The sequence below is a fragment of the Acinetobacter sp. ACNIH2 genome, from assembly GCF_002934965.1.
In the GTDB taxonomy this organism is placed as follows: Bacteria; Pseudomonadota; Gammaproteobacteria; order Pseudomonadales; family Moraxellaceae; genus Acinetobacter; species Acinetobacter tandoii.
Window position 1 is genome coordinate 1304509 of record NZ_CP026412.1, and the last position, 12459, is coordinate 1316967.

Sequence of the window (12459 nt, forward strand, 5' to 3'; positions counted from 1 at the left end):
GTTTAATTACCCAATATTTTAAATTTTTTTTGCAAATGCGGTGTCACCACCCAAGGCAAAATAAAGACTGACATAGGACTGCATTAAGCTACTTTGCGTTTCAATCCATTGCTGTTCTGCACTAAGTAAATTGCGCTGTGCATCCAAAACGTCTAAATATCCCACAGCACCGTTGTCATAACGCAGTTGTGCCAGCCGTGCAGTTTCCTGGAAAGCACTGAGTCCTTGTTTCTGAATCCGTAATTGTTGATCTAAATATTTCTGTTGAACCAGTGCATCAGAGACTTCACGGAATGCGTTCTGTACCGTCTTTTCATACTCTGCCACAGCAATCTCTTTACGCACTTCTGCTAAGGTCAAATTATTTTTTAGACGACCCGCAGTAAAAATCGGCACACTGATACTTGGAGCAAACGACCAAACACTGCTGCCAGATTTAAATAAATCGTCTAAATCTGCACTGGCTGTTCCAAAACTGCCCGTCAGTGCGATACGTGGAAAAAATGCTGCGCGTGCCGCATAGATATTGGCATGCTTAGATTTAAGCATTGCTTCCGCAGCATGAATATCAAAACGGTTCAACAATAAGTCTGAAGGCAAACCCGTTTGTAGCATACTTGTTTTAAAAGTCACTTGATCTAAATCTGTTTTAGGCAAAGAAATCGGCTGTCCCACCAATTGCACTAAATAGTTTGCAGTCAGTGCACGGGATTTCTGTAATTCAGCCACTAAAGCTTGACCATTGCTGAGCATTGTTTTTGCTTGCATGTATTCCACTTTAGAGCCTGCACCCACCTCAAAACGGCGCTTAAAAATTCGTACTGATTTTTCATAATTCTGTACAGAACGCTGAGCAAAATGGATACGTTTATCTAGTTCAGACAGCGTTAAATAACTTTGAACAGTCTGCTGCATAATACTATTGCGTGCTGCATGCACATTGCTTTCAACTGCAAGAAATTGCTGCAAAGCCGCTTCATTCAAGCTGCGGATACGACCCCACAAATCCAGCTCCCATTGGTTCATGCCAAGACCCACAGAATACTGACTGGATGTCACTTCTCTACCGACATAAGATAAGTCGGCAGGCACATGACTGCGTTCCATGCTCGCAGTACCACCTATATTCGGAAAAAGTTCAGCACGTTGAATGTTATAAGCCGCTTGTGCTTCATGCATACGTAATGAAGCAATCTTTAAATCCTGATTCGCCACTAGTGCCAGATCGACAATATTAATAAGTTGTTGATCTTTGACATAATCAATCCAAGAAAGTGCTTGGTAAGAGTGCTGAGTTTGAATCGGATAATTATGAGATAAAGAAATTTTAGGCTGTTGATAAGGATCTATTTGTTGACAACCAGTAATACTGAATATAATTAAAAAACTACTATATTTTAATTGGGTAAATTGCATAATATTATTCACCCCAAAAATTAACAGAATGATACAAATGAGAATTTGAAAACATATTTTTCAAATGAATATAAACTAACTGCTTCAATCTAATTTCAATATTAAAATTAGGATCTACCATCCAGTTATGAACTAAACCCATCAATGATGTTTTAAGAAAATCATGTACCATTTCAATATCTACATTTCGTGATAATTCCTCTAGAGCTAATGCTTCTTTAAGCCATTTAATAGTGTTTTCCTCACGAATATTACGAGATTTTACCAGACATTCATTTAAAATTTTATTTTGTTCTAAACCATAAAATCTCAACCAAAAATATGCTCTATATTTTTCACGATACAAATAAAAATCATCTGAAATACTTAAAATTAATGAATTAATAGCATCTAAACCATATTTATTATTAGTTGCAATTTTAGATTTCTCATTTAACCAGTTTTCCAAATAATTTAAAACTCGAACAAGTAATTGATCCTTAGAACCATAGCGCCTAGAAACTAAACCGCGACTGTATCCAGCATTCACACCTACTGCCTCTAATGTAACTGCATTAACGCCACCTTCTGATAGAAGCTTAATAGTCTGATTCACCATCTTAAAATCAGATTCAATTGCTCTAACCTGTGTCTTTTTCTTAAAAAAAGCATTATTCAAGTTTTCTTTATGTTCTAAAACAGTTGAAATCTCAAGACTCACAACAGCCCCCTCCAAAGACATATAAAAATATTGCTATCAACAACTCTTTCTTATAAAGAATATAAACTTAAAATAAAAAAAGGTCAAAAATTAATATTTTAATATTTTAATATTTTAAATACTAATAAATATTAATAAATAACAATAACTTATATTAATCATACTAATAAAAATGGCTCTAGACTAGCAGATTTATACTTAATTTTATCTAATGATGTTCCACAACTCAGTTGCTAACTCATTAGGTTCTCTCATCCAACGCCATTCAGACTCCTTCAGATGGTAGTCAAAATAATCTTTTGAGATACCATTGAACTTGGATAATCTTCGTTTACAGAAACTCCAAAATGATTCTATTCCATTTATGTGACATTGTCCTCTAGCAAACTCATTTGCTCCGTGATTTACCCTGAAATGCTTTGAATAACCAACATCAACTAGACCATTATAGCCTCGCCATCCATCACTATAAATGACACTTTCTAGTGCCACCTTACCTAAGATAACCTTTTGTAAAGTCTTCATTTTACAGTCAGGAACGATTTCAGTATAAACACGCCCATCCCGTTCAAATATTCCAAATACGGGTTGTTTTAAAGTGCCACGACCACGTTTTAACTTCCCATGAAAACCACGTTGTCGTTTAGCGCCAAAATAGCTTTCATCCACTTCAATAAGTTGACAAAAACAACTAAACATGCGAAAAGACATTTTTGGTTAACCGATGTTTGCACATGCCACGGATTGTTACCGTCCCACTCAGCTTAGAACAGCGTGCACAACTAATTCTCCTGACCAAGCATGCAGCACATTGGCGTGAAAGACAACGTGCCCAAACCATTCTCTGGCTTTCCGAAGGTAAAACTGTTGCCGAAGTTGCTGCGTTACAAGAGCGTATCCCAGAAACCATAAGGCTACAACGCCGACATTGGGAGCTACATCAGTTTGAATCGATTCAAGAAGGTCATCGCTCAGGCCGTCCCAATACACTGACCTCAAACTATCAGGCTCAAATCTTAGAGTGGGTCAACACAAGTCCACTCAATGCAGAACAAATCCGAGTCAAACTGCATGAAAAACACGGTGTATCCGTGTCTGTTGAAACTCTTCGCAAGTTTTTGCGAGATTCAGGCATGGTCTTCAAACGCACCCGCCACAGCTTGAAAAAAAAGAGACCCGACCGCATTTGGACAAGCGCAACAGCAGATTGAAGCATTACGTGAGCAAGCGGCACGTGGTGAAATTGTATTGGGCTATGTGGACGAAACAGGATTTTCGGCTACGCCAGATAATCGTTATGCATGGACAAAGATAGGCGATGTTCATGCGGTTGATGCTGTAAGACTAAAGCGAGTTAATGTGATGGGTTGTCTGCTGTCAACGGGTCATCTGATCACCAGTTGCCTACAGGAGTCCGTTAACAGTCGCTGGTTTTATGCCTATTTGATGGGTGTAGCAGCACAGGTGAAACGCAGCTATCAAGTTCCTTTGGTGTTGATTGTTGACAATGCCTCGATTCATCGCAGCAAACAGATGGTAGATTGGCGCAAGCTTCTTGTACAAGAGTATTCAACGACTTTGTATTTTCTACCTGCGTATAGTCCTGAGCTGAATAGAATTGAGATGGTTTGGAAGCAGATGAAGTATAACTGGCGGGATTTTAAGGTGATGAAGGCAGATCAAATAGAGCGTTGGGTTGGGCAGATTTCAAAGGGTTTTGGTAATGAATACATGTTTACTTTTTAGTTGATACTTAGAACCTACAAATTTAGTTCTTAAATCTGTTTGATGATCATAAATAGCTTCCCTAAAAAGCATGTACCAATAGTTGATCGTATTACGATTTAAATTGAGTAATAATGCAGTTTTAGAAGCGGGTATATCAATGCAAAAGCATTGAATGATTTTTTTAATCTTGTAGTGGCTTAATTTACTGTTTTTAATCATGATTACAGACCAACATAACTAGTCTGCTAGTCTAGAGCCTAAAAATAATAATTAAAAAAATACCGATCTTTTTAGTTGGTTTTGTTTTACTGGCACAAAAAAAAGTTGTTGCAAAACAACTTTAATCATAAAACAATAACATTGACTACAACTGAATTTATAATTATTTTATTAAAAATTTTTTAAACGAGACTTAAAATGAATTATCAAGACCTCTCCATTAAATTAATTCAAGAACAATATAAACTCAAGAATTCTAAATCAAAAAGTATATTAGTAATAATTGGCGGAATTGAACTAACGCGAAAAAATGAATCAATCAAAAAGCTAAGTGAATTAATGGATCCTAGATATTTAAAAATTAAGGCTGAAATCCCAAATAGAGTAAAAGAAAATAAATTAATTTGGCAACCATACATAAATGACATTCCAAAAAATGGACAAATTATGTTTTTTTATGGAAATTGGTATACTGATTTACTAGCGTCAACTATATTAAATGATGAAAAAATACAAAATAATGCATTCAACGAACACTTAAAGCGTATATATGAATTTGAAAGTTACTTAAAAAATAATAATGTAGATATTATTAAAGTTTGGTTTGAAGTTTCATGGAGCAAAGTAAAAATTTGCACAAAAAATATTGATATTATTAATAAAATCCAAAGAGTTCCACGTTTTACATGGGATGATTTTCCACAAAAAAAATGGAAAACTAAAACCTTATACAATCAAATTAAGACTTTAAGAAATAGATTCACCCACGATTGGGTAATCATTAATAGTGAAAACAATATAGAAAGAAATACACAGTTTTCTCAATTAATACTTAAACATCTAAAACTACCACCTGTACAAATTAAGAATAAATTAAAATATCAGGCGGCACCTATTCCTTCAAGTTTAACTCAAATAAAAAAAAGTGAAATTAGCCACATAGAGTATAAAAAAACCATTAAACAACTAGAAAGGAAAGTCGCAGATGTTCTACGTTATTCATCACATAACGTTGTATTAGTTTTTGAAGGTATGGATGCCGCAGGTAAAGGCAGTTCAATTAAGCGCATCATTAAATTTCTAGGGCTACACGAATATAATATTCATAGTATTTCAGCACCAGAAAATTTTGAACGATTACGTCCTTATTTGTGGCGTTTTTGGAATAAGCATTCAACGAATGGGGCACTTAATATTTTTGATCGCAGCTGGTATGGACGTGTACTTGTAGAACGTGTAGAAGATTTAATTAACCCAATAGAATGGCAAAATGCTTATGAAGAAATAAATCAGTACGAAAAACAACTGTCTGATACGAATACAATTGTTATAAAATTTTGGCTAGCAATTTCAAAAGATGAACAATTACGTCGTTTTTACATGCGAAAAAATACACCTCAAAAAAACTTCAAATTAACAGAAGATGATTGGCGTAATAGAGAAAAGTGGGATGCCTACTTACAAGCAGCATCAGATATGTTCAAATACACGAGCACAGATATTTCTCCTTGGTACATCATTGCCAATGATAGTAAATATGCTGCACGAATTGAAATTTTGCAAACTATCCTTCATAGCGTACAAAATAAAAATTTAGGTCACTTAGAAAACTTATAAGATTATATAAAGATATTTTATAATCAAATCAGGTGCCATTAGCATCTCGAAAGAATGAGTCCAAAAGCATTTGAAACAGCTTCAAAATGAGGCTGTCTCATACTGGGATAACTAGAGCTGCCCCCTATGAACTCAAAATAATAGCCCTCTAGGTAAAGAGGTCCATTTTAATTTTGAGGCTGTATTAATTTAATATTCAACTTCTTTCAGTTCTTTAGCTATTAAAAATTTTCAAGCTCCGTTTTTATCAGGCTTGAAACTATACCTCTAATGTGTAAATTAGGCTGAAAACTCGAGTGGGAGATTGATTGCTTAGAATATTTGTAACAATTTCTACCTGTTTCAATTTTTTAATTTCCTAAGTAAGAACCTCTATATCTTTAAATATACAGCATGTTATAGATTGTTATTTAGTTCTTAAAATTATATAAAAATAACAACATATTGTATATTAATTGTAAATATACACAAAATATAGGGTGAATCAACCTTGTTTAATATTTCAAAAAATTATAAGAATATTCACTTGATTATTTTTTAAACTTTTTGGGGACTCTCATTTTTATGGGAACAACTTTTGATTTTGATGAAGAATTTGGCATACCAAAAAAATTGTTGTGCAAAAATTTTAATAAAGTCCAAATCAGTGTACATCCTTATTTTTCTGGAATTTATCTTTGCTATCAAGAGGCTTTTAAATCCTTAAAAACTGATTTGTCTACATTAAATCCAAGTCTCGAACTTCATGTATGGAAAGATCCTAATATCTCTAGTTTTACCATTACAAATAATTTTCAGTGGTTTATATATTGGTCTCAGCACATACCAAAAAGTATTAACTTACTTGTTCATTCTTTCCCTCAAAATGAGGAGAAAGTTGAACTATTAAAAAAAGAGGCAAGTTTGGAATTCATGAAATTTCTGTCCTCTTATCATCATGATCTGGATCGAATGAACCCTGCAAAAATGCAATCGCTGATCAATGCCCATATTTCATCTGAAGTTATCCTGGCTTTAAACAAAGAAAATTCTTTTAAACCTCACCGTACTATGAGCTTAGATCTGCTAGCAAAACTACTCTCATACACACGAAATCAACTGAATTATCGCAATAAAGTTATAAACCGGAAAAGACAGAATGTGCTTGATCAATTGCAACAAACCAGTGGAATTGTGAAACAGCTTCTAAACAATCCTGACTTCGTTCTAACACCAGATCAGCTATGGAAAGCATAATGTCAGATTCTACCCCAAGCCATCAAAATGCTGCTGATATTTCACGGGTATCATTAAAACAGACACTGGAAAAACTCTTTGGTGACGAGCAGCTCCAACGTACCAAACATATTCAATATGTTGCTGATTTACTGACTTCACATCCAACTGATCAATGTCTGGAAGGGCTGAATCTCGATCTATTAGATTTTGATCTAGAAACCAATTCTGTTGTTGCTAGACCAGCTGCCTTGGTCTCCTCTCGAAAACATACTGTTAGCACAACACCAGTCATTTGGTATGTGAACTCAATTGCACAATTAGCAGAGTCAGAAGAAAATGCTTTAATCTGGAATATCCTGGCCTTAAAAGCAGCAATCTATTTAATTGCACTACCAGACATTAAACCTGAACTTTTTGAAGATGACCATACTGAGCATTTCAATACTGTAAAACGTTTATTCCAACGCTTCCGTACAGCCAATCGGGTTTTGAATTCTCATAAAACATATGAAAATACTCCTGAATATATGCTTCTTTGGGAGAGGCATCTTAAAAATCCTATACTTTCTTTAGCGAATTTCGTTCAGTATTTGAATGATGTCATTGATAAAAATAGTAATAAAGCGTCTAATGATTTTATGCAAAACCTGCTAAAAGTGATCCGCATCACCTTTAATTATGTTTTGGAAAATAAGGCAAAAATTGCCAAAGGGAGCATCGAGACTCAACTGCAACATGAATTTTTAGACGAAGATCAGCTGATTGTAGAAAGTTCAGAAATTAAAAAAGGGCAAAAGTCCAAAGCTCTCAATATAGAAAAACAACTAGATGACCAAGATACACGTCAAATACTTGTAGACCCAACCATCGTTACCCCTCTTGCTGCATATTCAGAATCCAGCCAGAGCTATGTGCTGCCTCTGGTTGCCAAGCATATTCAACGAAAAGAACATTTGCTGCCATACAGCAGCCTCTTTCCTCATATCACAAGTATAAGTGCTCTACTTACTGAACTATATAAAAATTACATTGTTGAAATTGAAGAGGACTCTAACGATAAGGATAAAGAAACCCAAAAAAAGAAGGCATCCTTGATCCTGATGCTGTCATTTCTGACCGGAAATAAAATCCAGGAGTGGCTACCTCTACAAAGTAAACGTGCTAAAAATTTAAATGCTCGCCAACAGATCAAGCAAAGCAATGGGCAATATTTTCTGAGAAGTAAATTTTCAATTTTTGAAAATAAGGATTTTGCTTATCCAGATGGTTTGCTCAACCAAACAGTCTATCTGGATATCCCAATTCCAAATTCATTTATTGCTTCACTACGTGATGGTAACACCGTTACGGAAGAGGAGCTTCAGCAACATTTGAAACAGCTGAGAGCCAAACTTTATATTCCAAAATTATCATTGATAAGAATTAGCTCTCTTTTTCATCAGACTATTTTGCAACGCACTGGAAATAAACAGCTTGCTGACCTTCTCACCGGTATTGATGCAAACAAGTCTTCTTCTACTTCTTATTGCCATCAGAATATTCAGGCTTTACAGACCGAGTATATCTCAATTTTAAAAGAGCTGTGTGAGTCGTTATCCGATGACTACCAGAATATCGAATACGCTGTAGAAAAAAACTTTGGTAGCCGCAAAGCACCTACGTCAAATGTGATTCAAAATATCTTTGCTACACTCAAATTCAGAATAATTTCACAAAAAGAAGACGACTGGATAGCAATTTTCAATCATTACAATCTATGGATGTGGCACTTCTTGTTACTCTTTACTGCTGCACGACCCGTCGCTGAATTTCCAGGTTTTTTAAAAAGCTTTAACCTGAAAAGAAAAATATGCATGGTTTCTGATAAAGAGGTGGGTGGGCGTCAAGGCTATGGACGTTTAATTCCACTGGGTCATTTTGTTGTACAAGAACTCCAGAAATTCATAGATTTTTTACATTATTTTAAAACTCAAATTGCTCCTAGTCAGCCAGAAATTCCACAACATATTCAACAAATTTTAGAGAGCAAGCTCCCACTGTTGAATATCTTTCAGGATGGTCAATGGCAACCCTTAAAGCCATCGATTATAAAAAAATTTAATCCTGAGTTAGGTTTGCATCATGAAAACTGGCACCGGCATACTGCCCGTGCATTTCTCAGCCATAAAATTAGCGAAATTGAAATTTTAGCTTTATTCGGTCATGAACCGATGCAGCAAGAAGCTGCTCATCCTTATTCCAGCTTATCTATTTCACAATATTCAAGCATTGCTCATATTCTTGAACAAATGAAAGATTATTTTAATATTACCGGTATTGAACTCGATGTCCTCAATCAATAAACGTACTAAGCAAATTCAACCACTATATGCAGAAGAACGTAGAAAACGAGACCGACTCGATCAGGAAAAACAGCTTCGAGCAAATGTAGAACAGGAACTAATTCAATATTTCCAAGAACAAGATTTGGAACAAAAAGAGCACCTTGAATCCTTCTATCCAGCAATTTATGAGTTTATTAAACGCAAAGCTCCAAGCTTGGCATGGAAAAAATATGCGCATGAATTTTTTCGGTCATATATTAAGCGAATCAATTTAAATCGTCGTGAGACTTTGCCCCTACCGAATCTGACATTTGAGATGCAGCGTGATCAGCCGGTTTTTACAATGGACTGGATCGAGAAGGGACATCAGGTTGATGAAGTTCTTGATAAGCTTTGGGACTACTGGATTCTAGCGAAAGATAGCCAGGCATTTTCTGATGATGAAATCATTGGAAATATTGTTATTTCTGCCCTGCTTTACTCAGGCTTAAATCAAAAATCCTCTTTAGAAGCTTTGCTTGAACACTTAAAATATCCGGCAAAAATCAGAAATATCGAAGATCTGAACATTATATTTTTAGAACCGCTCTCCCCTTCCTATGGAGATCTATATATTGATGAAAAAACTATCCGTAAATCACGTAATTTTATTCCTGATCAAATCACCCGATTATGGCTAGTTCATTTCAATAGCAGAAGTATTCGCAGAGTAAATCAGAATGTAGAAGATTATCTACAGCTTATTTTTAATAAGATTAAGTTACCATTTAATCTCAAAACTTATAAATTATTACGCGACTACGCCAGCTTCAACTGGATGCAACTCCCGAAAGTTGACATTGATCCCGCTCTCTCACAATGTCTCATTGAAAATACTGCAACCTGTGGCTTATCAGAAATAGAATTTGAAAGATTTCTTCACCCAAAATTTAAATATCAGCAGGATACTCTTACTGATGCAGATGTAGATAGATCACCATCTGTTGTGAATCAAACCTACTCAGGTGATATTCAGCAAGCATTGGATCATGTCATAAAGATTCACAAAGATCTTTTACAATTGATTCGTACCACACAAACTGATCAAAGCATTGATGCACTAATTATTGAATATTGTCTTGAAAATGCCGATAAATTTAATGAGTACAGTAAACATATTGCCTTATGGCTCATCAGCCTTTATAAACCAGCACTGGAACAAATTCAGCCTCTGGCTGAACGTTTTAATTTTTGTGTAAACAAATTTCAAAAAGCGTTTCAGAAGAATAGACCGTTAGCAGATAGTTCCATTTACACTTATTACTCCCGTATTGCTGAGCCCTGGCTCACCCATTCTTTACAATATCTAGATAGTGAAGATGATTTGAATACGAACCTAGCGAAGATCTACCCACAAATCATCACGAATACCCGACTCGCAGATGAAGCAGGCCAACCTGAGTTTAAAAAATCCAGTGGTCAGACCGTCAGGATGTTGAAGCGCTTCCAGAGCTTTCAACAAACAGTTTTCGAAGCTGAATCTCTCGAATTAGAGTCAATTGCCATACAAAATAGGCCTAGAGCCCGTATTATTGGTCCTTTGACTTATCAAGCTTTCATGAACAAGTTAGATACCTTATTTTCAGGTCCTAATAGTCAAGAAAACACTTACAAGACATTAAAAATCATCTATATCTTAGCTTACCGAACCGGTATGCGTATTAATGAGATTCTAGGCTTACGTGTGCGGGATATCGAGGGCTTGAGCTGTCTATCAGTATGGATTCAGCCCTACGGCTCAAAAAAGAAAGGAAACTTACATCAACTTAAAACAGATAGTGCTGAACGCAAAGTCCCTGTACATTGCTTATTAAAAGCTGATGAATATCACTTATTCCATAGCTATGTGGTCGAACAACGTCTACTCAATCAACAAAACTTATACCTATTCCGTAATTGGAATGAAAATAGCAAGCTGAACAAACATACGGTGACAACACCTTTTAGAATGCTTATGAACGAGCTTTTCAAGCATCATGATTATTCTTTTCACTCATTTCGACACACGGCTGCCAATCACCTATCCGTTGTTCTCAACTGTAATTACGCTCCACTCGTCAAGAATCTGACGGATTATACCGAAGAAGAATATCAATCTATCCGAACAGAATTACTCCGTCATACGCATGGTCAAAATCATTGGTTTATGATTGCCCATTTATTGGGTCACATTGATCCTACAGAAACCTTTAAAAGCTATATTCATCTGAGCTACCTGATCGCTGGGCATAAAATACTGCAATATCATCCAAACATCGATACTCAATTAGCAAAGAAGATGATGGGCTACCTACCTTCTTTCAAATTTTTAAACACAGTAAAAGATTCTTCTCCATTCAATTTTGAAAAGCATGCTATGCATTTAAGTCAACAGTTACTCAACGATCAAACTGACTGGTTAAAAAGTAATGTAGAAGATATTCTAAATGAAAGTTCTTGTAACACTCCTCCTCATGACTTTTTTAAATACTTCGCGGGAACAAAAGAATCTAAAGTTTCATTTGCCCGTTTTTTTAAGTGCCTAAATTTACTGGAAATTCATAATGATCCAGATCAGGTCTCAAAGAAAATGTGTTTACCTGTAGAACTGGTTAACTATTGGTATGAAAATGCAAAACTATTAGGCCAACTCAAGTCTCAAAAAAATAACCCAAGATTATTTGATCTCAATAACACAAATCATCTAAAAAATCCTCTGAAACCAGCCATGATCGATACTGTTGAAGAGCGCACAGCAAGAAATTATTTCTTTGAAAATATTCAAAATGTATTTGAAAAGAAACCAGATCAAATCAAAGTTGTGCTTGAGACGTTTTTAAGTCGTGTAACAGTCTCTCATACAGGTATTCATTATCGATGGAATAAAATCGATCAATTAGAATCATTTTATTTCAAGGTAAAAGACCTGTTTCCCCGTCAATTTTGGCATTTGCTTGGACAAGACTTGTTAAAATTGTTAGATACCAAAAAACAGCCTTTATTACTGAAGCTGGCTAAATCAAGCACAACAGAGCATCCTACAACTCAAGAAGATTATGTCCGCCTCCAGCTTTATTCCACTAAAGAGCGTAAAGCACTTGCAGCTTTTAAATTCTGTTTACATTTAGCCTGTATTGGCAAACCTCAATCTCTTGAACTGCAAGTTGAAGGTCTAGAAATCACTACATGCTGTTAAAATAATTTAACCGTTGTTTCCTT

8 protein-coding genes and 2 pseudogenes are annotated in these 12459 nt (G+C 35.4%); 6 read left to right on the plus strand and 4 right to left on the minus strand.

Features of this window, described 5'->3' with window-relative positions; genetic code table 11:
- Positions 1 to 18: 18 nt before the first annotated feature.
- The 3 genes and pseudogenes from C3F34_RS06140 to C3F34_RS06150 all read right to left on the minus strand — a co-directional run.
- A complete protein-coding gene (locus C3F34_RS06140; protein WP_005137632.1) occupies positions 19 to 1416 on the minus strand; it encodes an efflux transporter outer membrane subunit in 1398 nt (465 codons plus the stop codon).
- Positions 1417 to 1420: 4 nt separating this feature from the next.
- On the minus strand, positions 1421 to 2116 hold the full coding sequence (locus C3F34_RS06145; protein WP_005137634.1) for a TetR/AcrR family transcriptional regulator: 696 nt from the start codon (positions 2114 to 2116) through the stop codon (positions 1421 to 1423).
- 204 nt (positions 2117 to 2320) lie between these two features.
- Positions 2321 to 2803 (minus strand): annotated as a pseudogene (locus C3F34_RS06150) (IS1595 family transposase); the annotation flags it as partial.
- Between the two features lie 47 nt (positions 2804 to 2850).
- Between C3F34_RS06150 and C3F34_RS06155 the strand changes: the two are divergent.
- Together C3F34_RS06155 and C3F34_RS06160 are read left to right on the plus strand one after the other, a co-directional pair.
- Positions 2851 to 3327: a helix-turn-helix domain-containing protein gene (locus C3F34_RS06155; protein ID WP_004677047.1), complete on the plus strand. Its 477-nt coding sequence runs from the start codon at positions 2851 to 2853 to the stop codon at positions 3325 to 3327.
- Positions 3323 to 3862 carry an IS630 family transposase gene (locus tag C3F34_RS06160; RefSeq protein ID WP_126038012.1) on the plus strand — a complete coding sequence of 180 codons (540 nt, stop codon included), beginning with the start codon at positions 3323 to 3325 and terminating at the stop codon, positions 3860 to 3862. The genes C3F34_RS06155 and C3F34_RS06160 overlap by 5 nt, the downstream gene beginning before the upstream one ends.
- Positions 3863 to 3871: 9 nt before the next feature.
- Here C3F34_RS06160 and C3F34_RS06165 read toward each other — a convergent pair.
- Positions 3872 to 4063, minus strand: a pseudogene (locus tag C3F34_RS06165) (IS1595 family transposase); the annotation flags it as partial.
- A 198-nt stretch (positions 4064 to 4261) separates the two neighbouring features.
- Between C3F34_RS06165 and C3F34_RS06170 the strand changes: the two are divergent.
- The 4 genes from C3F34_RS06170 (at position 4262) to C3F34_RS06185 (ending at position 12436) form a co-directional block, all read left to right on the plus strand.
- Complete coding sequence (locus C3F34_RS06170) at positions 4262 to 5680, plus strand: phosphate--AMP phosphotransferase (protein ID WP_104441258.1); 1419 nt, start codon at positions 4262 to 4264, stop codon at positions 5678 to 5680.
- Between the two features lie 564 nt (positions 5681 to 6244).
- The gene (locus C3F34_RS06175) at positions 6245 to 6916 is read left to right on the plus strand and encodes a hypothetical protein (RefSeq protein WP_104441259.1); all 672 of its coding nucleotides are present in this window, start codon (positions 6245 to 6247) and stop codon (positions 6914 to 6916) included.
- Positions 6916 to 9240 (plus strand): hypothetical protein, encoded by a 2325-nt coding sequence (locus C3F34_RS06180; RefSeq protein ID WP_104441260.1) that lies wholly within the window; start codon positions 6916 to 6918, stop codon positions 9238 to 9240. Before C3F34_RS06175 ends, C3F34_RS06180 begins: the two co-directional genes overlap by 1 nt.
- Entirely contained in the window at positions 9224 to 12436 is a 3213-nt protein-coding gene (locus C3F34_RS06185) for a tyrosine-type recombinase/integrase (RefSeq protein ID WP_104441261.1), read from the plus strand. The genes C3F34_RS06180 and C3F34_RS06185 overlap by 17 nt, the downstream gene beginning before the upstream one ends.
- Positions 12437 to 12459: the final 23 nt, after the last annotated feature.

Bases quoted from the DNA above. Each gene is read 5' to 3' on its own strand.
- C3F34_RS06175 (WP_104441259.1), top strand. From the start codon at position 6,245: ATGGGAACAACTTTTGATTTTGATGAAGAATTTGGCATACCAAAAAAA.
- C3F34_RS06170 (WP_104441258.1), top strand. From the start codon at position 4,262: ATGAATTATCAAGACCTCTCCATTAAATTAATTCAAGAACAATATAAA.
- C3F34_RS06155 (WP_004677047.1), top strand. From the start codon at position 2,851: ATGCCACGGATTGTTACCGTCCCACTCAGCTTAGAACAGCGTGCACAA.
- C3F34_RS06180 (WP_104441260.1), top strand. From the start codon at position 6,916: ATGTCAGATTCTACCCCAAGCCATCAAAATGCTGCTGATATTTCACGG.
- C3F34_RS06140 (WP_005137632.1), bottom strand. From the start codon at position 1,416: ATGCAATTTACCCAATTAAAATATAGTAGTTTTTTAATTATATTCAGT.
- C3F34_RS06185 (WP_104441261.1), top strand. From the start codon at position 9,224: ATGTCCTCAATCAATAAACGTACTAAGCAAATTCAACCACTATATGCA.